Genomic DNA, 25,806 nt, shown 5'->3' with positions numbered 1-25,806 from the left:
AATCATCATACGACCGTTCAGCAATTGATTTCGGAATTCTCCGGCTCCGGGTTGCCCTTGGCAGCTTGCTTGCGAATTCTCATTCGCACCACGGCTAGCACCACAGCGCCTACGACGAGCAGCCCCGCCACCACCCATGGCCAGTCCAACGCCAGCCAGGCGTAGAACACGGCCATGCCCACGGTGGTGTAGATCAAGGACCACAACAGCGCTCCCAGCGCCACCGCCGGCAGGTAGCGCCGCAGGGGCATGCGGCTGATTCCAGCGGAGGCATTGACCGCGCTTTGGATTCCAATGGTGAGGAAACTAAGCGGCACCGCAAGAATGCCCCAACGGCCAATGAACTTCTGCGCCCTGCGGTAAACCGGGCCATGCAGATGCCTGTGGAAGCGGGTTCGCTCCACGCCCTTGGCGATCCCCCGGCCCACCCAGTAGGTCGCATTTCCCCGTGTGAAGGCGCCGAGGAAAAAGGCAATGAACGTCATGCCAAAAGGCGCGTCGTTGATCAGCCAGGAAACCGTCTGCGCCATGGTTATGGAACGCTCTTGATCTTGCGGACCAGCACCGCGCCGAGCAAGCTCACGACTACCGAACACAGGAACAGGGTCGGGTACCCGCCCAGCCATGTCACGGCCAGCCATGCCACTAGCGGGGCGACAACCTGGGGCAGCGAATTAGCGATGTTGATCATGCCCAGATCCTTGCCTCGTGAATCCGCGGTCGGCAATACCTGGGTCAGCAGTGCAAAATCCACGGCGAGATAAGCGCCGAATCCGATGCCCAACAGCACTGCGGCGATGATGGCCATTGTGAATGTCGTGGACAAGGCCATGACTCCGGCGGCGCAGGCGACGATTACCGAAGAAATCATGACGTACTTCTTGCGCCGGCCATCTCGGTCCGACAGTTTTCCAGAGATCACCGAAGAGAAAATCACGCAGAAGGCGTAGATCGCCGTCAGCACCAGCACGCCTTGGGCGGGATTTGGATGACCGATGGCGTCTTGCAGGAAATACAACAGGTACACCAAGCACAGCTGGCTGCCCAGATACAGCAGGAATCGGGTCAGCCAAGCCCACCCGAAGTCCTTGTGCCTGACTGGGTTGATCCAGAAACTCTGCACGAATTGCAAGGCGCTGAGCGGCTCCAGTGTCCCCTTGGGCAGCGGCGTATCCTGGCGCATCAGCACAAACGGCACGGCGCAGATGGCTACAGCCAAGGCAACCAGCGCATATCCGAACACCAGGTTGCCGGCGGCAACCATGCCAATCACCGCGCCAATCAGTGACCCGCAAGTCTGGCCGAGTGCCACCAGCCCACCAACCACGCCGCGCTGTTCCACCGGGACCCGGTCCGGGATCGCGGCGAAGATGGCCGCCACCGCCGCATTTCCGGCCGCCTGCATCAGTGCCCAGCCCAGCACCAGCAGGCCCACGGTGTGCGCGGTCGACATCAGCAACAGGGCCAGCGCACCGCAGATGGTTCCGCAGAAGACCCAAGGGATGCGGCGCCCGAACCTCGAGGTGCTGCGATCGCTGAGCGCGCCAAAGAGCGGGTTCGCTACCAGGGAGACTGCCGCGCCGACACCGGTCACCAAAGAGAGGATGGCGCCCTTCTGGCTGGCATCAAGCTGTTCAGCATGCAGGCCGAGCAGCACCTGGATCGGCGCGAAGAATCCGACATTGATGCCGATATGGACGGTGACCACCGCGGCAATCCATCCGCGGCTGACCCGCCGGGTGGGCACCTGCAATGCCAGTGGCATCTTCGCGGGTTCGGCTGTGCTCATCGTTCGTTCCGCCCTAGTTCACGGGGACCCACGCTCGGGTCTTCCAATTGTCCAATACTCGGTGTGATGCCTCGTGAGATCAGGCGCTTGACCGCCTTGGCCATGAGCCCGCCGTCAACCATGCTGGCGGCAACCAGCGCCCCCGTGGCGTCCAAGCCGAATACCGTTTGGATCTTGCCGCGGCGGTTGCGCCGGATAATGGTCTGTGCGGCGTGGCTGAAATCGCCCACCGTCTCCACATGCATCTCGTGGCGGTCGGTCCAGAACCATGGCACCGAGCGCGGCACCGGCGCCGCATCCATAATGGTGGCGGCCGCCTGCGCGGCATCTTCCATGGCCGCTTCCCAATGCACCGCCCGGGCCGATCCTTGCACTCGGGCCGCATCGCCGATCGCCAGGACCTGCCGTTGATTCACCGATCGCTGCCCTTCGTCGACCACGATGCCGTCTTCTACGCGTAGTCCCATGGCCGATGCCAATGAGGTTTCGGGTTGCACGCCGATGGCGCTGACAATCAGGCTGGCATCAATGCGTTCGCCATCCACCACCGCATGGTCCGCGCCGATGCTGGCCACCGTCCCGGTGATCGTGCGGATTCCGCGCTGGGCGTGGTCCGCATGCAGCTGCTCGGCAAGCTCTTGGCCCATGACTCCCGCCAGCGGTGCTTGGGTATTGGAGACCAGGGTGACTTGTGCTCCAAGCATGCTTGCGGTGGAAGCGAATTCTGCGCCGATCAGCCCGGCCCCGATGACCAGGACCTGCAGGCCGAACATCGATGAGTCCAGGACCTCGTCCAGCGCAGATGCGTCTGCGGCGGTGTGCAGCGTGCGGGCATGCTGCGCTCCGGGAACCTGCAAGAGCTTAGGCGTAGTGCCGGTGGCTAGGACGACCCAGTCATCGGCCGCACTGGGCACGGCGAGGTCCTCGATGTTTTCCTGAATGAGGTTGATACCTTGCTCGGCATACCAGGCCAACGGGGCGAAGGGCTCGACCTGCAGCGATTTGCTCAGTGGCGGCCGGTCATAGGGCAGGCCCTGTGGATCGCTGATGGTGATGGTTCCAGCGTAGCGATGCCGCACCAGTTCCCTGGCTAGCGTGTAGCCTGCGACTCCGCCGCCGACGATATGTACTGACGGCATTTAGATGTCGAGCTCCAGGAAGCCGTCAACAACGTTCACGGTGTAGGAGCGGGCGTCCACGGTGGCTGGCATGCACTGGACACGGCCGGTCTTCAGGTCGAAGGTCGAGGAGTGGATGGGGCATTCGACCGAGCAGTCTTCTATCCAGCCGTCGGAGAGCGAGGCGACTTCATGGGTGCATTCGTCCTGCAAGGCGTAGAAGTTGCCGTCTTCGGCATGGAAGATCGCAATATCTTCGGTAGCTCCGCTGTCCTTGGAATCGACTAGGAGCGATTCGCCTTCTGGGACTAGATCTACGGGACCGACACGATAGCTCACGCTGACTCCTTTGGTGCTCATTACTTATGAACCTATCTTGTCACCTATTTATCTTCAGCACCTAGCTGGTGAACCACCTCGTGACGCTTTTCGCGTTGCCCTCACCGGTGGTATCGGGAGATCAGTCCTTGAAGGGGATGGTCCGTTGGCAGGTGCGCGAGTAGCTGCACGCCATCCAGGCCATTGCCGGTCACCGCTTGGACCTGCGCCCCTGAGTGCAGGGAGTGAAGCTCGTGGATGAAGGACGCGCGAACGTGCTGGCCTTCGAAGACGCCACCGATCGCGGCGACCGGAACCGAGTTGCTGCTCCCCAGCCCCACCCGGAGCAGTGCGGTTGCGGCCGAGTCAGCCAGTTCCTTGCCTGCTCGAGCGCAGATCTGGGCAGCAATTTGATCCGTGTCTGCCAGCTCAGCGACGCTGGCGGCGAAGGACGCCACCGTGGAAATGCGGTCCGGCAGCGCTTGGAGGTCGATATAGGCTTCGGATAGATCGGGCCATCGTTCTTTGACCACAGCGGTTAGGGCGGTGCGCTCCCCTCTCCCGTCGTAGTCGCGCATGACAGCCATCAGGGCTTGCTGGCCAATCCAGTATCCGCTGCCTGCGTCTCCCATGATGTGTCCCCAGCCATCGATTCTGGCTACCTGGTGGGGCCCCACGCCTAGGGTGACTACTCCGGTTCCGGCCGCGACGACGGCTCCGTGATCATTACCCAGCGCCCCGAGGTAGCTGGTCACTGAGTCATGGGCAAGGGCCAGTTGCCGGAGGTCTGCTGAATCAATGAGCTCTGCGAGCCGGCCGGCATCGAGTTCTTCTTTGACCAGTCCGGTCGTTCCGACGGTGACGGTGTCGATCTGCGTGGGCGTCTCGGAGATGATTCGCTTGGTTACGCGTGCCAGTTGCGGAAGGACGGCTTCGTCGGTTTGCACGCCGGGGAATTTCATTTCCGTGCGTTCACTGCCGTTTTCTAGGCGGACTTTGATGCCGCTCTGTCCACCGTCAACGGCCAATAATCCAACTGTCATCTGCGTACTCCTGCTTGTGCTTGGTTTTCAGATTACTGTGCGCTGGGTTCTTCGAGACCGCAATACTCGCAAGACCTTGAACATTGCTCTCGCGGCGACCGGAGCCACTGAGCGTTCGGTGAGTTCATCGTAGTTGTTCACGCTCACAAAATCGTCAGCCTGATGAGGCTCTCCACCATTATTCAAGGAATTAGGCAATGGGCTTTCCAGTAAATCCAATGCCGCTCCCTCAGATCATTTTCAGATTTTCCTGCCTCACCACCCTCTACCTCCCAGAGGGATAAGTTCCATGACTTCGGGTAATAGGCTACACGTTTACAGTGGTCAGAATGAATCTGAAAATTTTTCCAATTCAATCCCCTAGGTAACCGACATTCATTTCGCAAACCCGCAAAAGCCCTGGGGTTCCACTGAGCAAAGATATGAAACAACTTTTTAGTACATGAGCGAATATAAAAGATTTATTTGATAACTACTTCCGCTCGGGATAGTAGTACCGCTACGCTCCATATCGGCACACCCCATTTCGCTTGATCACCGAATTTTGTGTGCCCAAAACCCAACAAGGAGAACTTCAATGGCACGTTTTTCTACCCCCCTCTCCCGGTCGATAGCCGCCTCAGCTGCGGTCATGATCGGACTCGCCGGCCTCGGTGCTGGCGCATTGCCCGCCTCGGCGGCGCCGGTGACTGCTCCGGCCGAAAAAACCACTCCCGCCCCGGCCAATGAGGCCAGCGCCAAGATTGGTTCTGTGGAATCCGGCGAGTCCTACGACCAATTCATCGTCACCTACAAGGCGTCCACCCAAAGCGCCGATAAATCGGGTCGCGCGAAAGCTTGGGGAAAAGCCGCCAAGGAGGCCGGAGTCTCCGTCAAAGAGCTGAGGGCCATGGCCACCGGTGGTTACGTGGTCAAGGCAGACAAGAAACTCAAGGGTGCCGGAGCCGAGGAATTCATGGCAGAAATTGCCAAGTCCGGGCTTGTTGAAGCGGTTGAACCTGATGCCATCATGAAAATCTCCATGACCCCAGACGACACCCGCTACGGCGAGCAATGGGACTTCCACGGAACCAACGGCATGCGCCTTCCCTCGGCATGGGACGTCGCCACCGGCTCCGGAAGCGTTGTCGCCGTCCTGGATACCGGGATCACTTCGCACACTGACCTGAATTCCAACGTCATTTCCGGTTACGACTTCGTCTCCAGCTCAACCTCCGCCCGGGATGGCAATGGCCGCGACGCCAACCCGCAGGACGAGGGCGACTGGTACTCCGCTGGCGAATGCGGTGACAACTCTTCAGGAAACTCCTCCTGGCATGGCACCCACGTAGCAGGCACAGTTGCGGCCGTCACGGGCAATTCCAGCGGTGTCGCCGGCGTTGCCCCGAACGCCAAAATACAACCGGTACGCGTCCTGGCCAAATGCGGCGGCAGCCTCTCCGATATCGCTGACGCGATCGTCTGGGCCTCCGGCGGCAGCGTTCCGAACATTCCTGCCAACGCCACCCCAGCCGACACCATCAACATGTCTCTAGGCGGAGGCGGAGCCTGCGGCACCACCTATCAGGCAGCCATTGACGCGGCTGTTTCCCGCGGAACTTCGGTCGTCGTCGCGGCAGGCAACGAAAGCCAGAACGCCTCGAACTCCAGGCCCGCCAACTGCAATAACGTGATCACTGTAGCGGCCAGCAACCCCTCCGGCGCACCTTCGTACTACACGAACTATGGCTCAGCCATTGATGTCACCGCGCCTGGCGGCGATACCCGCTATGCAGGCCAGGGAATCCTCTCGACCATCAACACCGGCACCACCACTCCATCCAGCCAGGGCTACGCTTTCTACCAAGGCACCTCGATGGCTACTCCGCATGTTGCCGGCATGGTGGCACTGATGAAATCGGACAGCCCTTCCATGTCACCTGCCCAGGTGGAAACCGCGCTCAAGAACGGAAGCCGCCCAATGCCTGGCGGCTGCAGCATCGGCTGTGGCGCTGGATTGATTGACGCCACCAAGATCATGACCGCTTTGGGCGGAACCACCCCGGAACCAACCCCGGAGCCAAGCGGCAACCTGCTGAAGAACCCAGGCTTTGAAAATGGCGGCGAATCATGGACCGCCAATCACACCGATGCCTTCGAAACCGGCACCGCGGCTCGCTCGGGCAACGGGCTGGCCGGACTGAACGGCTGGGGCTACTCCAGCACCTACACCCTGGATCAGAACGTCGCCATTCCTTCGAATGCCACTGCCGCGCAGCTGAAGTTCCACCTTCGGGTACTGACCAACGAGACCACTTCCTCGACCCAGTACGACAAGCTGACGGTGCAGGTACTCGACGGTTCTTCAACCTACAACATTGGTTCATGGTCCAACCTCGACGCCAACTCGACCTACGAGCAGCAGAGCGTTGATCTGAACAACTACCGCGGCAAGACCATCACGCTTCGGTTCAAGGGCGTCGAGGATAGCTCACTGGCGACCACTTTCCGCATTGACGATACTTCGGTATCCACTAGCTAGCCTGTTCAGCGGATAGCTACCCGCAAAAAGTGAAGCCGGCGCTCGCCGGCTTCACTTTTTGCGTGCCAGGAACAACACTCGCCGATTAGCTCAGGATCCACGAGCGCTTCGAGAGCCCGAACCAGAAACCATCGATGGCTGCCTTAGCCTCGATTCTGCCCGATGCGTAGGCCGCGCCGAGTGCCATATATAACGGTGCTCAGAGCGCTGATGCGCTTCACGGGCGGCCGGGTTGGACCAACGCAGGTTATGACTGGTGAATCCCGAACCGGCAATCAGCGTCCCGCGGTCACGCAGCGGCGCCAGGCTCCTGCTTAGTTCGATCGGGCCCGTGGGTTCCAAGGTCGGCAGGGCCATCTGCACCGCTGGAACATCGGTGTCCGGGAACACCTCCTTCAGCGGAACCCAGGCTCTATGGTTCTGGTCGAATCCCCAAAAGCCATCAACTTTTCCATTCTTATCTTGCGTTGCATTCAGCATGACCGGGGCGTTTTCCCAGTGGGCCGAGGTCATCAAGAATTCTTTCGGCTTCTCAAATGCCCCCGACCAACTAGCCAGTTCCCGGGTCAAGCGCTGATCCTCGGCCGGCGACGGTGCGCGGCGGCTGAGGAAGCGGACCGGCGGTGCACCTGTCTGCTGTGCCGTGCCTCCAAGGCAACGACAATTACTTGAAACATCCATTAAATTAGACATAGCGCATTCCGGTCCCCGCTCCAGCGCTAGGCGTTCACCGCCAACCCGGCCTCGGCCGCCGATTGAACCGGGAAGTGGCATTCGGCAATCTGTTGTTCTTCGCTCCGGCCAATTGAAGGCATCCCCAGCGAGATCGCTCCATCAGCAGCGCGCACACGGTTATCGGGCCGCTCAACAGAACAAATCGGTTGCGCTTTCCAGCACCTGGTACGGAAGCGGCAGCCCGAGGGCGGATCTAGCGGCGAAGGCAATTCGCCTTGGAGCACAATGCGATTCTTCGGCCTCAAGGCGGGATCCAGCTTGGGCGAGGCCGACATCAACGATGCCGTATACGGATGCAACGGCGAATCAAAAACCTGCTGCGTGGAACCCGTCTCGATAATGCGCCCCAAATACATCACCGCGACTCGATCAGTCACATGGCGAACAACCGATAGATCATGGGAGATGAACAAATAGCTGACTCCCAGCTGCTGCTGGAGATCATTGAGCAAGTTCAGCACCTGCGCCTGAACCGACAAGTCCAAGGCGGACACCGGTTCATCCAAGATGACCAGGTCTGGCCCTAAAGCCAAGGCGCGGGCAATGCCGATACGCTGGCGCTGGCCACCTGAAAATTCCTGCGGCGACTTGTCCGCATCGCTGGCGCGCAGCCCGACCAGCTCAAGCAGCTCCTTCAACCGCTGCTTCCGGGCGGCGGCCGTAGGGTACAGGTCCTTATGGGTCGCGAAGGGCTCGGTGATGATTTGCCCTGCCGTCATCCGCGCATTGAGCGAGGCAAATGGATCCTGGAAGACCATCTGTACCCGGCGGCGCCAGGCGCGCAAGGACTTGCCCCGCAGCGCGAATGGATCTTGCCTGTCAAAGCGAACCGTTCCGCCATCGGGTTGTTCCAGCATCATCAGCGTCCGAGCCAAGGTGGACTTTCCGCAACCGGACTCCCCCACCAGCCCCAGGGTTTCGCCGCGCTTGACGCTCAGGTTGATCCCATCCAGGGCCTTCAGTTCGCGGGTCCCGGAGCTGCCCGAGGCCACATGGAAGGTCTTGGCCAGATCCTGGACTTCGAGAACAGTGCGTTCAAGTTCGGTCTGTGTCTCGATACTCATCAGTGCGCATCCTGTCCGTTAGCTGCTTCATCGTTGGATTGCATCGTTGATACCTGCTCGGCGAAGTGGCAGGCGGCGCGCTGCCCGGGGCCGGTTTCACGCAATGCCGGGCGCTGTTCACGGCAGATCGCCGAAGCCAGCGGGCAACGGTCCTGGTAGACGCACCCGGCAGGGATCTGGCTCAACTCCGGCGGGCTGCCCGGAATAGAGGACAGCCCCTCGCCGCGTTGCGCATCGGCAGGCACCGAGGACAAAAGCCCTTTGGTATACGGGTGCGTTGGCTGCGTGAACACCGTGTCAACGCTGCCCTGTTCCACCACGTTGCCGGCATACATCACGCACACGTCGTCGGCTTCTTCGGCGACCACCGCCAAGTCGTGGGTAATGAGCACCACGGCCATCTGCTCCTCGCTGCGCAGGTTGCGCAGCAGCTGCATGATCTGGGCTTGGACCGTCACGTCGAGGGCCGTCGTGGGTTCATCGGCAATCAGCAATTTGGGGCTCAGCGCAACTGCCATCGCGATCAGGATGCGCTGGCGCATGCCGCCGGAGAACTGGTGCGGGTAGGAGTTAACGCGGGTTTCCGGCTCCGGGATGCCCACGCGGCGCATCAGCTCGATGGCCTCGGACTTGGCCTGCTTCTTGCTGGCACCGCGATGGATCCTGAAGGCTTCGCCAAGCTGGGTGCCGATGGTGTACACCGGGTTCAAGGCCGCCAACGCATCCTGGAAAACAATGCCCAGGCCCTCGCCGGCCACCGCGCGACGCTGCTTGCCGTTCATGGAGAACAAGTCCCGCGAATCCAGGTAGGCCTTGCCGCCGGCAACGGAAGCCACCGGATCGAGGAGCCCGGCAATGGCCTTGGCCGTCATGGATTTCCCGCAACCGGATTCACCCAGCAAGGCCAGGGTCTTGCCACGGCGAGCGCTGAACCCGACGTTGCTGACCACGCGCACGGTCCCCTTCGGGGTGCGGATATCTACGTCCAAGCCTTGGACCTGCAGTACCGCTTCATCCTGCGGCTGCTTGTTGGACACTGGTTCCAGCATTTCGGTCATCATCAGTCATTGCCTTTCTTGGCCTGCATTTTGGCCGCCTGGCGGGTGGCTTTCTCAAAGGCCTTGGTGCTCTTGCGATCCAGTTCCAGCCGCCAGCGCTGGGCAGGGTCGGTGGCGATGCGCATCCAGGCGGCCAGCACATTGGCAGCCACCGCGGTGAGCACGATGGCAAGGCCCGGAAGGATGGACAGCCACCATGCGGTCTGCAGGTATTGGCGTCCCTGCGCCACCATCAGGCCCCAGGAAACATCCGGCGGCTGGATGCCGATGCCGAGGAAGGACAGCGAGGATTCGGCGAGCATGACAAAGCAGAATTCCAGCGTGGCCAGGGTCAGCAGGGTTGGCGTGACCACCGGGATCACGTGGCGCAGGATGATCGCGTTGGGCTTGGTGCCGAAGGTGCGGGCGGCATCGACAAAGGTGCGCGACTGCAGTTCTGCGGATTCAGCCCTGGCGGTACGCAGGTAGATGGGGATGCGGGTAATCGCCAGGATCAGCACGATATTCGCGGCCGAAGGGCTGAAGACGAAGAGCACCACCACTGCCAGAAGCAGCGACGGGAAGGACATGATGATGTCGGCGATGCGCATCGATGCCGCTTCGCGCCGGCCCCGGTGGTATCCGGCCCAGACGCCCCACAGCGAGCCGACGATCAAAGCCACCAGCACCGCAGGCACCGCAACCAGGAGGGTGGTCTGGGTGGCGACCACCATGCGGGCGAGCACCGAGCGTCCGAGTGAATCGGAGCCCAGGATGTACAGCCAGCCGTTGGCTGGATCGAAGGGCGCCTTGTTCATGAACATCAGATTCTGCGCTGTCGCGCGCTCACCCATCACCGCTGGACCGAAAATCGCGGTCAATACCACCAACGCGAGGAAGACCGCGGCCACGGCGGCGAAGCGGTCACGCAGCAGCATGGTGAACATCGAGACCCGGCCGTCTTTGGCTTTTGCGGCCTTGGCTGCTGGCGCGGCCTGTTCAAGTGATGCCATCACTAGTTCCCCCTTGGGCTATCGGCGGCCATGGATACGGCTGCCAGCTGTGGCGTTTGCTGATCGGATCCCTGCGTAGGGCCTTGGACGGCACGGGCCTTGCGGCGCTTGCGCGCTCCGGCGCTTGGCCGCACGCGTGGATCGAGCAACGCGTAGCCCAGGTCGATCAGGATATTCAGGATGAAGATCGCCACCGCGGTGAGCAGGACGCAGGCTTGGAGCACCGCGAAATCCCGCTGCAGGATCGAATCGATCATCAGCTTGCCAATGCCCGGCCAGCCGAAGATCGTTTCCACCACTACGGCGCCGTTGACCAGTCCAACGGTCAGGTCGCCGGCAACGGTCAGCCCTGGAGCTGCGGCATTGCGCAGCGCGTGCTGCCCGATGACCCGGTATTCGGTGGCGCCCTTGGATCGGGCCAGCTTGATATAGGGCTCGGACAGGGCCGAGACCATGGCTCCGCGGATGACCTGCACCAGGGTGCCGAAGGGGCGCATCACCAAGGTGGCGACCGGCAGGAACCAGGCCGCCGCACCGGCAACGCCGGAGGTCGGGACCCAGCCCAGGGTGATCGCGAAGACCCAGATGCCCACGATCGCCAGCCAGAAATCCGGGATGGAGGCGGCGGTCATGGAGAGGAAGGAGCTGCAGCGATCAAGGATCCCATTGGGCTTCATCGCGGCGGCTGAACCGACCACGACCGCCAGCAGAATGGCGATGGCCATCGTGGTGCCGGCCAGTTGCAAGGTGGCCGGGAAGGCCCGCAAGGCCATCTCGGCGGCATCCTGGCCGGTGCGCATGGAGGTTCCGAAATCCAGGCGGAAGATCCCGCCGAAGTATTGGGCCATCTGCACGAGGATCGGCTGGTCCAGTCCGTTGCGCGCCGCGAATTCCTCGCGCATCGTTTCGGTGGCGTTCAGCGGCAGGTAGAGCGCCGCCGGATTGCCGGTCATTCTCGCCAGGGCGAAGACGCCGATGATCACCACGACCAAGGGCAGCGCCGAGGCGATAATCCTTTTACGCAAATAGGTAAGCATGATGCTGTGCTTTCAGTTGCCGTTGTTTACTTGGCCGAGGTGGCTTCAGCCAGGCGCAGCTCATCGCCGCTGGATGAGTTCGGCTCGTAGGCCACTGCCTTGGAAATGCCGAGCATGCCGGTCTGGTGGGCGATGTGCGCGAACTGGACGACTTCGTCATTCTGGTACTTGAAGACCTTTTCGAATGCTGCCTGGCGGTCGTCAACGGTCGCGGCATCCGCCTGGGCGATCAGCTTGTCCAGCTCCGGAGTGCCGAAGGCCGACTGGGCGCCGTTGGTGGTCATGTACTGGTCCACGGTGAAGGCCGCGTCACCGGCCTGGTTGCCGTGCTGGGTCATGAGCATGATGGCTCCGTCTTCCTTGGCGGGGAAGGGACGGACCTGGTAGGTCAGGTGCTGGCTGGTTTCGAGCATCTTCAGGTTCACGGTCAATCCGGCCTGGGTCAGCTGTTCCTGGATCACCTGGGCCAGTTCCTGGATCTTCGGGAACTGCGCGGTGCGCACGACGAGGTTGATCGGTGCCGAGACATCGGTGCCGGCGGCCTTGGCCTCCGCGACGAGGTCCTTGGCCTTCTGCGCGTTGTACTCCCACACCGGAAGATCCTCGCTATGTCCTACGACGCCGGAGGGCACCAGCTGGGCGGCGGCCTTGTCGCGTCCTCCGTAGAGGGAGGCCACAATGGATTCCTTGTCGATGGCGTAGTTCACCGCGCGGCGGATGCGGATGTCGTCGAAGGGAGCCTTATCGGCATGCATGCGCAGGGCGACGGTTTCATTATTCGGGTAGGAAACCCCCAGATCCCCGATGTTGTCTTCCGGGCTCAGGCCTGTGGCGATATCAGCTTCGCCCGAGGTGATCATGGCTGCGCGCACGCTGCCTTCGGAACGCCATTGGTAGTTGGCTTTCTGGAATTCAGGTGCTTCCCCCCAGTAGTCCGCGAAGGCGCTGGCGTTGATGCTCTGTCCGGCCTGCCAGTCATCCAGCTTGTAGGGGCCGGTGCCAATTGGCTCGCGCACCTTTTCGGTGGCCGAGGTTTCCTCTGGCACGACCTCCAGGAAGGACAGGCGCAGCGGAAGGATCGGATCCTTCTTCGCGGCGGTGACTTCAACCGTGTAGTCATCGACTTCCTTGAGCTTCAAATCGGCATCGCCGAAGACGTAGCCTTCGACGTTGCAGCCGAGCTTGGAGTTGACCGCGCGGTCGATGGTAGCCACGGCATCAGCCGCTGTGAACTCGGAGCCGTCGTGGAATTTGACGCCTTCGCGGAGCTTCAGGGTCCAGGTCTTGTCATCCTTGCTGGACCACTCGGTAGCGAGCTTCGGTTCCAGCTCGCCGCTGGTGGGATTCCTTTCGATCAGCGGCTCGGTGATGGTGGAACGGATGACCACCCCGGTGCTGGTCAGGTTGGATTCGCAGGCTTCGAGGGTCGGCGGCTCCTGCTGGAGCACGACGCGCAAGGTGTCGCTGGGAGCTGAGGATCCGCCGGAGGCTGCCTCTTCCGAGTTGGCGACGGAGCAGCCGGACAGCGCGGTGGTGCCCAGCAGGGCAGAAGCGGCGAGGGCTAATGGGATGCGGCGGGAGCGAGCGATTCGGTTGTGCATTGTGGTTCCTTCGCGACGGTGCGATGTGCAAGGTGGATCAAGCGGGAAATCCGCAGAAGTTCGTATCCACAGCCTTGACCGCGCGCCGGGCCGGGTCAAGGTTTTGTTGGCCGGTTGCAACCGCCGCCGGGGCCCGACATGAAGGTACCGGACGGTAGGTGAAATGTGACTTGCGCTACATTCCGGGAGCAATGGGGCATCCATACCTCAAGGGCATGGATTCATCTAATTTGCGTGTTGGACGTGAATTGATCGCGCTCCCTACGATGCAGTTATGCCCACTCATACCAGCGCCGCAGCGCAAGAACAGAGCACCCCGATCACCGGAGAGCAGATCCTCCGCGTTGGCCCGGTCAGCCCCACCGTGGCCGAGAGCCTGAAGGAAGAATTTGCGACCCTCGTACTGCCCGATTCGAGCGCGGAACGCACGGCATTGCTGGCCTCGCACGGCGAGCAGATCCGCGTTGCCGTATGCTCCGGCCGCTTTGGCGTCGACAGCGAGCTGATGGCCCAGCTGCCAAACCTGGAAGCCATCATCAACTTCGGCGTTGGCTACGATGCGACCGATACCCAGCAGGCCGCTGAACGAGGGATTGCCATTAGCAACACCCCTGATGTGCTCAACGACTGCGTGGCCGATACTGCGCTGGGGCTCTACCTTTCCACCCTGCGCTCCTTGGGCGCGGCGGAGCGATTTGTGCGCGACGGTTCGTGGGCTTCCGGCCAGAATTTCCCGTTGGCCACGCGCGCCAGCGGCAAGAAGGTCGGGATCCTCGGCCTGGGGCGCATCGGGCAGGCGATCACCACCCGGCTGGAAGCTTTTGGGTGCGAAATCCACTATCACAACCGCAATCAGAAGCCAGAAGTGAGCTACCAATACCACTCGTCGGCCACACAGCTGGCGGCGGAGACCGAGGTGCTCATCGTGGCAGCTGCCGGCGGCCCGCAGTCGGCCAAACTGGTCAACCGGGAAGTCATCTCGGCGGTGGGTCCGCAGGGATTTATCATCAACATCGCCCGAGGCACCGTCATTGACGAACAGGCTCTGGTCGAGGCGCTGCGCTCCGGCGAAATCGCAGGAGCCGGATTGGATGTCTTCGAAAACGAGCCGCAGGTTCCCTCCGAACTATTGGACCTGGACAACGTCGTGCTACTGCCCCATCTCGGCAGTGGCACCCGGGAAACACGCGCAGACATGGCGTCGCTGACCCTGGAGAATCTCCGGGCGTATTTGACGCAGCGGAAGCTGATCACGCCAATTTCCTAGCCTTCCGCACCCCGGAGCTCGTGCCCCGCAGATCTGGATTACCCAGATCAGCGGGGCATTATTTGCGCAACGAGACGACGCACATGGATATCTGGTTTTCTATCGAAAAATTACTTGTTAGATAAGTTGATAACTTGTACTATAAGTTTTGAAGCTCAAACACCCCACTCCCAGGAGCATGCTTTCCATGACCTACACTCCAGATGCCATCCGCCACGTCAAGCTCTCCACCGCTCGCTTGCCGCTGGCCACGCCCATCTCCGATGCCAAGGTATTCACCGGCCGCCAAAAGCCAATGACCGAGGTAGTCTTCCTCTTCGCGGAAATCACCACGGAGCAGGGTTTTGAGGGCATGGGGTTCTCCTACTCCAAGCGAGCAGGCGGGCCAGCCCAGTATGCGCACGCCAAGGAAGTGGCCGAGACAATGATCGGCGAGGACCCTAACGACATCGCCAAGCTGTATACCAAGCTCTTGTGGGCGGGCGCCTCCGTGGGCCGCTCCGGCGTGGCAACCCAGGCACTGGCCGCCCTGGACATCGCGCTCTACGACCTGAAGTCCAAGCGAGCAGGCCTGCCACTGGCCAAGTTCCTGGGTTCGCACCGCGACTCGGTGCGCACCTACAACACCTCCGGCGGCTTCCTCAACGCCTCCATCGAAGAGGTCAAGGAACGCGCCAGCCAGTCCATCGAAGAAGGAATCGGCGGCATCAAAATCAAGGTCGGCCTGCCGGACTCGGCAGAGGATCTTCGCCGCGTCGCAGCAGTGCGCGAACACATCGGCAACGACGTACCGCTGATGGTGGACGCCAACCAGCAGTGGGATCGCGCCACTGCCCTGCGAATGGGCCGCAAGCTGGAGCAGTTCGACCTGGTCTGGATCGAAGAGCCGCTGGATGCCTATGACGCCGAGGGCCACGCGGCACTCGCCGCAGCCTTGGATACCCCTATCGCCACCGGTGAAATGCTCGCTTCCGTTGCCGAGCATGAGCGGTTGATTGCCGCTCGCGCCTGCGACATCATCCAGCCCGATGCACCACGCGTTGGCGGCATCACCCAGTTCCTGCGTCTGGCCACTTTGGCGGATCAGGCTGGCTTGGATCTGGCGCCGCACTTCGCCATGGAAATCCACCTGCACCTGGCGGCGACCTACCCACGCGAGCCATGGGTGGAGCACTTCGACTGGCTGGATCCGCTATTCAACGAACGCCTTGAAACCAAGGACGGCCGTATGATCGTGCCAGACCGTCCGGGTCTGGGCTTCACCTTCAGCGACCAGGCTCGCGCTTGGACCACCGACACCGTGGAATTCGGCCGACCATAACCAGCTAGTGAACCAGTGCCGGTGCCCGCTTCAGGCGGTCACCGGCACTTATGCTTTAAGGATGCAGAGCATGAAACCCAATTTGGCTTCTTCGCTGGTTGACCACCTGCGTGAACGCATCAGTTCCGGAGACATTGCGGCGGGCGAAAAACTGCCGAGCGAGAATACCTTGATCGCTTCGCACGGGGTATCGCGCACCGTGGTCCGCGAGGCCATCACCCGGCTGCAGACCGAAGGATTGATCTACACGCGCCGCGGCGCCGGCAGCTTTGCGCTGACTCCTCCCCCGGAGTCTTCCCCGGAATCCCAGACGCTGATCCCTCGCACCTTGGATGAGCGTCGCCAACTTATCGAATACCGCGTGGGATTCGAGACGGAAGCCGCGGCCAGCGCTGCCCTGAAGGCTTCCGAGGAGGATCTTTCGGCTATGGATGCGGCCCTGCAAGGTTTCGAGGCTTCGCTGGGCAACGCTTCGGTGAGCATGAACTGCGACTTCGAATTCCATTTGGCGGTGGCTCGCGCCACCGGGAATCCATACTTCAGCCAGGCGGTCCAAAGCTTTGGACCCGCGATGATTGCCATGCCGCGCCGACGCTTGGATTCCTCGGACTCCTTGCCTTCAGGCAGGCTGGATTCAGTTGCCGCAGAGCATCGGGCGATCCATCAGGCAATTGCAGCGGGCAATCCGCAGCTGGCTTCCGCCGCGATGAGACTCCACCTGTCCAATTCCGTGGCCCGTCTGCAGGCCGAGGCGTAGGACGCCAGCAGATAGCAGTGTGTCCCGAACGGAATTCCGTTCGGGACACAGCGCTATCTGGCAAGTTAGCCAATGAACTGGCTGAGCAATAAGACCCCCAGCAGCCCCAGGATAGCCAGGGTGGTGGTGTAGGTAGTTCGCACCGCGAGCGCCTGCCCGACATTGAGGTTGAAGTACTCTTTGAACATCCAGAAGCCGGGATCGTTCACGTGGCTAAAGGCGATGGAACCGCAGGCTGTGGCCAGAACCATCAATTCCGGCGATGCTCCTGTGGCTGCGACCAACGGCGCCGCAATGCCCGCCGCGGTCGAGACTGCGACCGTCGCCGATCCCAAGGCTATGCGGAGGATCACGGCGATGAGCCAGGCCAGGATCAATGGGCTGAGATTCCAGCCCGAGGTGGTTTCCGCGATGTAATCGGCGATTCCAGCCGAGACCAGAACTTCCTTGAACGCGCCGCCAGCGCCGATGACCAAGAGAATCATCGCCATGGCTCGGGCTGACTCGCTCATGGATTTCGCGACCTGGTTCATGGAACGATTGCTCATCGGCCCGAAAGCGATAATGGCAACGATCAAGGCAATCAGCAAGGCTATTTCTGCCGAACCCAGCAGCTTCAAGACGTTGCCAACGGGTTCGCTCAGCTGCAGCGACATCCGTGCCACCTCGGAGCCGGCAATCAGCACAATCGGCAGCAATGCGACGATGAAGGACATTGCCGTGGATGGCAGCTCTTCATCTTTGAATTCCTTCTCAGCCAACAGGCCCGCAGGCATCTGGGGATTCATCTTCCGCACGAAGGGCAAGCGCGGCCAGGTCATCGCAATGGCAATGCCCACCGGAATGGCGATCAGCAGCCCATAGGCCAGCGTGAGACCGACCGAAGCGTTGTACAGGCCTGCCACGGCCGTTGGACCAGGGTGCGGCGGGAGGAATGAGTGCATGGTGGACAGCGAGATCGACATTGGCAGCCCGACCCACAGCAGGTTCACCTTCGTGGCACGCACCAGGGTGAAGGCCACGGGAACCAAGATGACGAATGCCACCTCGTAGAACATCGTGACGCCGATGAGCATGGCCGAAATAACCATGGCCCACTGCACGCCGCGTTCCCCGAAGACCGCAAGGATCTTTTTCGCGATGCGCTGGGCTGCGCCGGCATCGCCCATGACGCGACCGATCATCGCGCCCAAGCCGATCACGATGGCGGTTCCGCCCAGCTGCCCGCCCAGGCCCTCGGCAATGATTTCCGGGATGTCCGCGATTCCTGCAGGTTGCCCATCGAAGGTGAGCGAATCAGTCGCTACGGCCCAGAAGGCAACGAGGGTGGCGACAAGAATGAGCGAGATAAAGCCGTTGAGCTTGAACCTCATCATGAGGATCAACAGCACAACGACAGCCAGCGCGACAATGAGCAATGGCATAGGTGACTCCAATCTGCTGGGCTGCGGGAAGAAAAGATGCGAGGCACTGGATGGGATGCAAAGGCAATTCGGAAAGGTGAACTGGCGCATAGCTCTTTGTGCCAGCAATCACGTTAGTGAGTTCAATTCATCCCGTCCAAGACTCGAACCGCATACATTGATACCCAGCTGGCATCAGTCTCCTGCCTCGACACCATCAATCAGCCCGGCATCCCCGAAAATCCGCTATTCACGCCCTACGGTGTTCAGCTTAGGCGGCAATCAATTCGAGCTGGCGAGTCGGATTTTTGTGACCAGCATCACTGCCTGGCAGGCCGTTTTTTCGTACGTATCAATCGTGGTTTTGACATGGAAAAGCAGGCCATGCCCCGCTCCTGAAAGGAGCGGAACATGGCCTGCTAGTGGTGTCTTCGAGCCGCTGAGGTGCCCTTAGGAAGCCTTGACCGCCAGCACCGGGTGTTCTGCCTGCAGCAGGATCCGTTGGGCCTGTGAACCCATGATGAACTTGCCTACTTGGGAGCGTTGGCGCAGGCCGATGACAATCAGCGAAACCTGGTGCTTGTCGGCCAAGCCAAGGAACTCCTCGGTGAGGTCGTCTCGATAAGTTGATTCAATGATTTGGGCTTGAACCCCTGCCTTGAGCGCAGCATCCAGCACTCGCGCCAGGTCCACTTCCGAGGCAGTGTTCTTGTCCACTAATGATCCCTCTCGCGAGGAGTTGACGATGAGCAGTGTCTCATCGCGCAGCTTTGCTTCCTTGATCGCTGCTGCGACTGCGGCTTCGCCAACACTAGAAGGAACGTATCCGACGATGATGCTCATGCATTTTCCTTTACCTTGTTTTCGGCAACCGCGGCTGCCAGCGAAGAGTTCTTCCGCTTGTCAATGGCGCTCTTGATGATTGGCCACACGGCGACGACAATGAACAGAACCAGCAGGGTGGCCGAGATCGGCCGGGTGAAGAATCCTGTCGGATCTCCTTCAAGAACCAGCAGCGAACGACGCAGGTTGGATTCAAGCAAGCTTCCCAAGACGAAGGCCAGTACCAGCGGGCCTGGTTCGAACCCGAACTTTTTCATCAGATAGCCGATAGCTCCAAAGAGCACCACGAGCAGCACATCGAACATCGAGTTGCGGATGGTGTAGGCACCGAGCATCGTGATGAGCGCGGTAATCGGCGCCAGGATCGCGGCACGCACACGCAGAATCCTCACAAAGACGCCGATCAGCGGAATGGACATGATCAGCAGGAGAATATTGCCGATGTACATCGAGTTCACCACGCCCCAGAACAGCTGCGGATCGTTGCTGATCAGCTGTGGACCTGGCGTAATGCCCTGAATCAGCAGGGCTCCGAAGATGATGGCCATGGTGGCGTTGGCGGGAATCCCCAAGGTGAGCAGCGGAATGAACGAGCTGGTGGCAGCAGCATTGTTGGCGGACTCTGGGCCGGCCACGCCCTCGATGGCGCCTTTGCCGAAACGCGTGGGGTCCTTGGCGGTCTTCTTCTCCATTGCATAGGAAGCCAATGAGGCAATGGTTGCGCCGCCACCGGGAAGAATGCCCAGGAAGAATCCGAGCACGGACCCACGGCCTATCGCGCCGGATGCTTCTTTGATGTCCTTGCGCTTAGGCCAGATGTTAGAAACCTTCACCGGAGCGTTGGCCGCTCGATGGCGTTCCTCGAGGTTGTAAAGGATTTCGCCGACGCCAAACAAGCCCATTGCGATCGGCACGAAGTCGATCCCATCAGCCAACGACAGGTTGCCGAAGGTGAAGCGCTCGGCGCCGGTAAACCCGTCACGGCCAATCGTCGCCAGGAACAATCCAACGGCTGCTGCGATGATGGCCTTGATCTTGGTGCCGCCTGAGATGGTCGCAACCAGCAGGATACCCAGCATTGCCAGGGCCGTGTACTCCGGTGGACCGAAGTCCAGCGCGAAGCTGGCCACCAGCGGAGCCAGGAAGGTCAACCCGATGATCGAGATGGTGGCGCCGAAGAAGGAACCGATGGCGGCAATGCCCAAAGCGGCGCCCGCCCTGCCCTGCTTGGCCATCACGTACCCGTCGAAGACGGTTACCACGGAGCTTGCCTCGCCGGGCAGTCGCAGCAGTACCGAAGTGATGGTTCCGCCGTATTGCGCGCCGTAGAAAATTCCGGCCAGCATGATGATGGCGGTGACTGGTTCCACGCCATAGGTCATCGGCAGCAAGATGGCGATGGTTGCCGCTGGCCCCAGGCCAGGCAGCACGCCGATGAGCATGCCGACCACGACGCCCAGCAGGCAGTACAGAAGGTTTGTAGGGTCCAAAACGACATTGAAGCCGTCTAGGACCGGTCCGAAGAATTCCATGCGAATAAGCCTTTACGTGCTTTAGAAAAGTCGAGGGATCGTGGTGCCCAAGGCGGCGATGAAAATTGCGTAGAAGGCGAGAACGATCAAGATCGAATAGATCGTGGCCGACCTCCATCGTTCACCGCCCAGCCAACGCATCCACACGAAGCACAGCAATAACGACGGGATTTCGAAGCCGATGACCGGCATGAGGACCACCATCAGGATCAGCGTGCCGAACCCGATCGCGGCATACCAGCTCAGGGCGCTGAACTTCTCCCCATCCTTGCCGCCACGGCGTCCGACGATCACCTGCGCGATCGCCATCACGGAAGCAATAAGCGAAATGATAAAAGGCCACATGCCTGCGGCGGGCTCGGACGGGGTCCCCAATCCGAGCCCGGCCGAGAGCACCATGCCGGCGATGCCCAAGCCCAGGACCACCAAGGAGGAGAGCAAGTTGGCAATCGGGCCAGCGGGTTCCGCGGCCTCCGCTTCCCACTGCGCGGCCAGCTCTTCAGGGGTTAGCGCTTCTTCAATGTCTGGTGCCTGCGCCACCTGGGTTTCGTCAACGCTGGCTTCAGCAGCATGCCGCGCGCGTTTCTCGTCCATAAGTTTCATCCTGAGATTCTCGCTTTCGCGTCTCGATGCGGGCTCGGTTGGCTACTTGCCAGCGAGCGAGATCCCGTGCTCGTCGGTGAGCTCCTTGTAGGTCGAAGCTAGCTCTTTCCATTCGGAAACTACTTCTTCGCCGCTGATCTCGTGGGCGGTCAGCATGTTCTTTTCGTTGAACGACTTGTAGCTGTCGGCCGCAGTGGCGTCCTTGATCGAAGCCACGAGCTTCTCCTTGGCCTCGTCGCTCAAGCCCTTAGGCGCGGCGATGGCGCGGTACTGGGAAACCGGAACTTCATAACCGGATTCGATGGCCGTTGGCACATCAGGCAGGAACTTGTTGCGTTCCTTGGAGAAGACGACAATCGGGGTCACCTTGCCGGCATCAATCTGCGGCTTCGCTTCGCCCAGCTGGATGGTCGACACCTGAACCTGGTCCCCCATGACCGCGGTCAATGCCGGTGAGCCGGAATCGAAGGGAACCGTGGTTCCGTCAATGTCAGCCTGAGCCATCAGAAGTTCCTGGGCCAGCTGCGAACCGGTCCCCACGCCGGTCGTGCCGAAGGACAGCTTCTTCTTGCTCTTCTTGATGTCGTCAATGCTCTTAATACCTGAGGCAGTGCTGGCAACCATGACGTAGTCATCCTGGGACAGCCCCATCAGCACATCCAGGTCATCGAGCGAGACGGTTTCTTCTTCAGAAACGGCCAGCGGAGTAATGGTGATCAGCGACGCGTTCAGCAGAACCAGGTTCTGGCCGTCCGGTTCCATGGCAGCGACTTCCTTGGTGGCCAATGCCCCATTGGCACCGGCCTTATTTACTACTGGCATGGATACGCCAAGAGAATCTGCCATGCCTTCAGCGGCAGCGCGGGCTATCAGATCCGTTGATCCGCCCGGAGCCTGGCCCACGGTCATGGTCACCGGGCCGGAAGGGAAGCTGCTGGATTCCTTGCTTCCTGCTCCAACGTTTCCGCCGCAAGCGGTCAATGCCAAGACGGCACCGGTGGCGGTCAGCGCGAGCATCGTGCGACGAGTCATACGGTTTTTCATGATTTTCTCCTGCGGATTCGAGTGTGTGCGACCCGGATCATTACCGTGCGTGAGGTAAGTCACCTTGCTGGTCCCGGATATAGCCTAGAAACTAGAAGTGATGCATGTCCAAGGCTGAATATGCATGGAGTGATTCCCGGAAGGTATTGAATGTTTACTCTGGATCAAGCCAGAAGCTTTGTTGCGGTGGCAGAAGAACTGCATTTCGGTCGCGCGGCCGAGCGGCTGAATATGACGCAGCCACCGTTGAGCCGCCAAATCCAGAAGCTTGAGCGTACGGTGGGCGTCGAATTATTGGAACGCGATAACCGCCGAGTCTCGCTCACCGCAGCAGGCCAGGCATTCTTGCAAGATGCCCGGCGCCTGGTCATTGCCGCTGAACGCGCTCCGGATAACGCGCGGCGGATCGCCGCCGGACAGCTGGGAGAATTGCGCATCGGCTTCACCGCCGCTTCCGGATTCAGCCTGCTGGGACCGTTGCTAGGAGAGATTTCCGCCCAGATGCCGCAGGTTCATGTGGAACTCTCCGAAATGGTGACCAGCGAACAGGTCGATGCGCTGCTCGATGGCGACCTGGATTTAGGGCTGGCCCGCCCGCCGTTTGATGAATCGCTCTTCGAATCGGCGCTCCTGTTTTCTGAGGGGCTTGTGGCGGCGGTTCCGGCCAATCATCCACTGGCACAGTCCAAGCATGAAATCACTTTTGAGGACTTGCGCGATGAACCGCTGATCATGCATTCCCCGACGAAAGCACGCTATTTTTATGATCTCGTGGTGCGCTTGATCGATGTCGAGCACAAGAACGTGCGCCATACCGTGAGCCAGATCCTGACCATGATCGCCCTGGTGTCAGCCGGGCGAGGCATTGCTTTCGTTCCAGAGAGCGCCAAGCTCCTTGGTGTTCCCGGCGTGAGCTATCTTCGCCTGCCCGAAGTCCGCGAAGATCCCGTGCAGCTGCATGCGATCTGGAGCCGGACGTCCAAAAACCCTGCGCTGGAACGCCTGGTCAATATCGTCAGAGGCAGTCTTCACGGCAATGATGCCGACTAGGTATCAAACAATACAAATATGGGCTTGGACAGGCATCATCGGGTGTTCCTACTCTGAGAGTAATAGCTGATCAACTCTCACTTCTTTTCCGCTGTCTCCGGACGCGGGATACGAAACAAAGGAATCCTCTCATGGCCCAGTACACCCCTGCCGAACTTGCCAATAAGCTCAAGGACGGGCTGCTTTCGTTCCCAGTCACAGCTTTCGACGCCAACCTCGAAATCGATGAGGCAGCCTACCGCAAGCACCTGGCATGGCAGTCGAGCTTCGATGTCGCGGGCCTGTTTGCCGCCGGCGGCACCGGAGAAGGTTTCACCCTTACTCCGCAGGAAGCGTCCAAGGTTGTGCGCATGGCAGTTGAGGAAGCAGGCTCCAGCGTGCCAGTGCTGGCCTCGGCTGGTGGCTCCACCAAGCAGGCCATCCAGAATGCCCAAGATGCTGAGGCTGCAGGCGCCGAAGGACTCTTGCTGTTGCCTCCATACCTGACCGAATGCGACCAGGAAGGCCTCTACCAGCACGTCTCGGCTATCTGCTCTTCGACCAAGACCGGCGTCATCGTCTACAACCGCGCCAACGCCGTCTACTCGGCAGACACCGTGGCACGCCTTGCTGACAATCACGAAAACTTCATCGGCTTCAAGGACGCGCTAGGCGACATCGAGCAGATCACCAAGGTCTACGCCAAGAATGGCGACCGCCTGTTCTACCTCGGCGGCCTGCCCACCGCAGAGACCTTCGCTTTGCCGCTGCTGCAGCTGGGCATGAGCACCTACTCCTCTGCCATGTACAACTTCGTCCCAGAATTCGCTCTGGACTTCTATAAGGATGTTCGTGCTCAGGACCGCGTAGCCATCAACGAGAAGCTGAACCGCTTCGTCTTGCCATACCTGGAAATCCGCGACCGCGTAAAGGGCTACGGCGTATCCATCGTCAAGGGCGGATTGAAGGCTATCGGCCGCGACTCCGGCTCGGTGCGCCCACCACTGCAGGATCTGACCGAGGCAGACCTCGCGGATCTCTCGGCACTGATCCAGAAGGCAGGCATCGTTCCTGCGGCCGCAGCACTCTAGAACTGAACTGGCAATTTTTCGAATCGCAAGGAGCACCATGACTACCAACACCGAGCAACTTACCGGGCAGTCGATTCTCGCTGGTGAAAGAATTACTGGCACCGGACGAACCGTCAACGGTTTCAACCCTGCCACCAACCAGCCGCTGGAACCGGGCTACAGCCTGATCGATACCGAACAGCTGAAGATCGCCACCTCGGCAGCGGCTGAAGCATTCGATTCTTTCCGCGCGCTGGATCCAGAAAAGCATGCGGCTTTCCTCGAAGCCATCGCCGATAACATCGAGGCCGTCGGCGAGGAACTGGTAGAGCGCGCCATGGCCGAAACCGGCCTGCCAGCAGCCCGGTTGACCGGCGAGCGCGGACGCACCACGGGTCAACTGCGCTTGTTCGCAAAGGTAGTTCGCCAGGGCGACTTCCGTGGCGTGCGCATCGACACGGCACTGCCTGAACGCACCCCATTGCCACGCGTGGATATCCGACAGCGCAAGATTCCTCTGGGACCGGTCGCCGTTTTCGGCGCCTCCAACTTCCCGCTGGCCTTCTCCACCGCCGGTGGCGATACCGCGTCGGCATTGGCTGCCGGCTGCCCGGTGGTCTTCAAAGCCCACAATGCGCATCCAGGCACCAGCGAAATCGTTGGCCAAGCCATCACGCAAGCTGTCGCCGACGCCGGACTGCACCCAGGCGTGTTCTCCCTGGTCTACGGACCCGGTGCTTCGATCGGCCAGGCATTGGTCGCTGACCCGGTGATCAAGGCTGTTGGATTCACCGGTTCGCGTTCCGGTGGTACTGCGCTCATGGCTACCGCCGCCGCCCGTCCAGAACCGATTCCGGTCTACGCCGAAATGAGCGCCATCAACCCGGTGATCTTCTTCGAGGGCGCGCTCTCGGAGGATCCTGAAACACATGCCAAGGCCTACCTCGGCTCGGTCACCGGTTCCTCGGGACAGCTGTGCACCGCACCCGGCCTGGTCTTCGTTCCTGCCGGTGCCGCCGGCGATGCATTTGTAAAGGCCATTGCCCCGGCCACTGCGTCCAGCGCTGGCCAGACCATGCTGACCGAAGGCATCTACAACGCATGGACCGAAGGAGTCTCGGCACTGGAAAAGCAGGACGGCGTTGAACTGCTCGGACGCGGTACCGAAGGTTCCAGCGAAAATGCTCCAGCGCCTGTGATCTTCGCCTCCGGTGTTGAGCAGCTGCTGACCAATCCTGTCCTGCAAGAAGAAATCTTCGGCGCGGCTTCCCTCGTGATCCGCTACAACAGTTCCGAAGAACTGGTCAGCACCTTGTCCAAGCTGGAAGGGCAGCTCACCGCCACCTTGCAGCTCAACGACTCGGATCATCAGCTCGCGGCCCAGGTGCTGCCGGTTCTGGAAACCAAGGCTGGACGCATTCTGATCAATGGCTGGCCTACCGGTGTTGAAGTGGGTGACGCAATGGTGCACGGCGGTCCATTCCCAGCCACCTCGGCACCTCACACAACGTCGGTTGGCACCTTGGCCATTGAGCGCTTCCTGCGTCCAGTGGCTTACCAGAACTTCCCGGAAGGTCTGTTGCCTGCGCCGCTGGCTACCGACAACCCGTGGAATTTGAATCGTCGCGTGGATGGCACGCTGAAGCTTGCAGGAGAATAAC

23 protein-coding genes are annotated in these 25,806 nt (G+C 60.8%); 7 read left to right on the top strand and 16 right to left on the bottom strand.

Annotated elements, in window-relative coordinates; genetic code table 11:
* Nucleotides 1-17 precede the first annotated feature (17 nt).
* From ACT7DV_RS09395 to ACT7DV_RS09375, 5 genes are all read right to left on the bottom strand, one after another.
* Nucleotides 18-530, bottom strand: a complete 513-nt coding sequence (locus ACT7DV_RS09395) for a DedA family protein (RefSeq protein WP_444662063.1) — start codon at nt 528-530, stop codon at nt 18-20.
* A gap of 2 nt (nt 531-532) precedes the next feature.
* Nucleotides 533-1,789 (bottom strand): MFS transporter, encoded by a 1,257-nt coding sequence (locus ACT7DV_RS09390; protein WP_444662061.1) that lies wholly within the window; start codon nt 1,787-1,789, stop codon nt 533-535.
* The gene (locus ACT7DV_RS09385; RefSeq protein WP_444662059.1) at nt 1,786-2,928 is read right to left on the bottom strand and encodes an NAD(P)/FAD-dependent oxidoreductase; all 1,143 of its coding nucleotides are present in this window, start codon (nt 2,926-2,928) and stop codon (nt 1,786-1,788) included. Before ACT7DV_RS09385 ends, ACT7DV_RS09390 begins: the two co-directional genes overlap by 4 nt.
* Entirely contained in the window at nt 2,929-3,246 is a 318-nt protein-coding gene (locus tag ACT7DV_RS09380; RefSeq protein ID WP_444662058.1) for a non-heme iron oxygenase ferredoxin subunit, read from the bottom strand.
* A 101-nt stretch (nt 3,247-3,347) separates the two neighbouring features.
* Entirely contained in the window at nt 3,348-4,268 is a 921-nt protein-coding gene (locus tag ACT7DV_RS09375; RefSeq protein ID WP_444662056.1) for an N-acetylglucosamine kinase, read from the bottom strand.
* Between the two features lie 577 nt (nt 4,269-4,845).
* Between ACT7DV_RS09375 and ACT7DV_RS09370 the strand changes: the two genes are divergently transcribed.
* Nucleotides 4,846-6,789 (top strand): S8 family serine peptidase, encoded by a 1,944-nt coding sequence (locus ACT7DV_RS09370; protein WP_444662055.1) that lies wholly within the window; start codon nt 4,846-4,848, stop codon nt 6,787-6,789.
* 90 nt (nt 6,790-6,879) lie between these two features.
* Here the strand turns inward: ACT7DV_RS09370 and ACT7DV_RS09365 are convergent, their stop codons facing one another.
* From ACT7DV_RS09365 to ACT7DV_RS09340, 6 genes are read right to left on the bottom strand one after another with little or no spacing between them, the layout of a single operon-like run.
* Entirely contained in the window at nt 6,880-7,482 is a 603-nt protein-coding gene (locus ACT7DV_RS09365; protein WP_444662053.1) for a dioxygenase family protein, read from the bottom strand.
* A gap of 26 nt (nt 7,483-7,508) precedes the next feature.
* Nucleotides 7,509-8,588, bottom strand: a complete 1,080-nt coding sequence (locus tag ACT7DV_RS09360; protein ID WP_444662051.1) for an ABC transporter ATP-binding protein — start codon at nt 8,586-8,588, stop codon at nt 7,509-7,511.
* Nucleotides 8,588-9,646 carry an ABC transporter ATP-binding protein gene (locus tag ACT7DV_RS09355; RefSeq protein ID WP_444664822.1) on the bottom strand — a complete coding sequence of 353 codons (1,059 nt, stop codon included), beginning with the start codon at nt 9,644-9,646 and terminating at the stop codon, nt 8,588-8,590. Before ACT7DV_RS09355 ends, ACT7DV_RS09360 begins: the two co-directional genes overlap by 1 nt.
* 2 nt (nt 9,647-9,648) lie before the next feature.
* Nucleotides 9,649-10,638, bottom strand: a complete 990-nt coding sequence (locus ACT7DV_RS09350; RefSeq protein ID WP_444662050.1) for an ABC transporter permease — start codon at nt 10,636-10,638, stop codon at nt 9,649-9,651.
* A gap of 2 nt (nt 10,639-10,640) precedes the next feature.
* Nucleotides 10,641-11,675 carry an ABC transporter permease gene (locus ACT7DV_RS09345; protein WP_444662048.1) on the bottom strand — a complete coding sequence of 345 codons (1,035 nt, stop codon included), beginning with the start codon at nt 11,673-11,675 and terminating at the stop codon, nt 10,641-10,643.
* A 26-nt stretch (nt 11,676-11,701) separates the two neighbouring features.
* The gene (locus tag ACT7DV_RS09340) at nt 11,702-13,276 is read right to left on the bottom strand and encodes an ABC transporter substrate-binding protein (protein ID WP_444662047.1); all 1,575 of its coding nucleotides are present in this window, start codon (nt 13,274-13,276) and stop codon (nt 11,702-11,704) included.
* A gap of 274 nt (nt 13,277-13,550) precedes the next feature.
* On the opposite strand from ACT7DV_RS09340, the gene ACT7DV_RS09335 reads away from it, so the two are divergent.
* From ACT7DV_RS09335 to ACT7DV_RS09325, 3 genes are all read left to right on the top strand, one after another.
* Nucleotides 13,551-14,543, top strand: coding sequence for a 2-hydroxyacid dehydrogenase (locus ACT7DV_RS09335; protein ID WP_444662045.1), 993 nt, complete (start codon nt 13,551-13,553; stop codon nt 14,541-14,543).
* A gap of 187 nt (nt 14,544-14,730) precedes the next feature.
* A complete protein-coding gene (locus ACT7DV_RS09330; RefSeq protein ID WP_028268726.1) occupies nt 14,731-15,864 on the top strand; it encodes an L-talarate/galactarate dehydratase in 1,134 nt (377 codons plus the stop codon).
* 70 nt (nt 15,865-15,934) lie between these two features.
* Nucleotides 15,935-16,621 carry a FadR/GntR family transcriptional regulator gene (locus ACT7DV_RS09325; RefSeq protein WP_444662043.1) on the top strand — a complete coding sequence of 229 codons (687 nt, stop codon included), beginning with the start codon at nt 15,935-15,937 and terminating at the stop codon, nt 16,619-16,621.
* Nucleotides 16,622-16,686: 65 nt separating this feature from the next.
* Here the strand turns inward: ACT7DV_RS09325 and ACT7DV_RS09320 are convergent, their stop codons facing one another.
* The 5 genes from ACT7DV_RS09320 to ACT7DV_RS09300 form a co-directional block, all read right to left on the bottom strand.
* Nucleotides 16,687-18,045, bottom strand: coding sequence for a gluconate:H+ symporter (locus ACT7DV_RS09320; protein ID WP_444662041.1), 1,359 nt, complete (start codon nt 18,043-18,045; stop codon nt 16,687-16,689).
* Nucleotides 18,046-18,474: 429 nt separating this feature from the next.
* Nucleotides 18,475-18,867: a universal stress protein gene (locus tag ACT7DV_RS09315; protein ID WP_444662040.1), complete on the bottom strand. Its 393-nt coding sequence runs from the start codon at nt 18,865-18,867 to the stop codon at nt 18,475-18,477.
* Nucleotides 18,864-20,399 (bottom strand): tripartite tricarboxylate transporter permease, encoded by a 1,536-nt coding sequence (locus ACT7DV_RS09310; protein ID WP_444662038.1) that lies wholly within the window; start codon nt 20,397-20,399, stop codon nt 18,864-18,866. The genes ACT7DV_RS09315 and ACT7DV_RS09310 overlap by 4 nt, the downstream gene beginning before the upstream one ends.
* Nucleotides 20,400-20,420: 21 nt before the next feature.
* Entirely contained in the window at nt 20,421-20,993 is a 573-nt protein-coding gene (locus ACT7DV_RS09305) for a tripartite tricarboxylate transporter TctB family protein (protein ID WP_444662037.1), read from the bottom strand.
* Between the two features lie 51 nt (nt 20,994-21,044).
* Entirely contained in the window at nt 21,045-22,046 is a 1,002-nt protein-coding gene (locus ACT7DV_RS09300; protein WP_444662036.1) for a Bug family tripartite tricarboxylate transporter substrate binding protein, read from the bottom strand.
* Nucleotides 22,047-22,196: 150 nt separating this feature from the next.
* Here ACT7DV_RS09300 and ACT7DV_RS09295 point away from each other — a divergent pair, with 150 nt between their 5' ends.
* From ACT7DV_RS09295 to ACT7DV_RS09285, 3 genes are all read left to right on the top strand, one after another.
* On the top strand, nt 22,197-23,096 hold the full coding sequence (locus tag ACT7DV_RS09295; RefSeq protein ID WP_444662034.1) for a LysR family transcriptional regulator: 900 nt from the start codon (nt 22,197-22,199) through the stop codon (nt 23,094-23,096).
* Nucleotides 23,097-23,227: 131 nt separating this feature from the next.
* On the top strand, nt 23,228-24,166 hold the full coding sequence (gene kdgD / locus ACT7DV_RS09290; protein ID WP_444662032.1) for a 5-dehydro-4-deoxyglucarate dehydratase: 939 nt from the start codon (nt 23,228-23,230) through the stop codon (nt 24,164-24,166).
* A 37-nt stretch (nt 24,167-24,203) separates the two neighbouring features.
* A complete protein-coding gene (locus ACT7DV_RS09285; protein ID WP_444662031.1) occupies nt 24,204-25,805 on the top strand; it encodes an aldehyde dehydrogenase (NADP(+)) in 1,602 nt (533 codons plus the stop codon).
* Nucleotide 25,806 lies beyond the last annotated feature (1 nt).

Origin of the sequence: Glutamicibacter sp. TV12E (assembly GCF_052441935.1) — a bacterium.
In the GTDB taxonomy this organism is placed as follows: Bacteria; Actinomycetota; Actinomycetes; order Actinomycetales; family Micrococcaceae; genus Glutamicibacter.
Note: the sequence above shows the minus strand (reverse complement) of the source record. Positions and strands in the feature narration are given on the sequence as shown.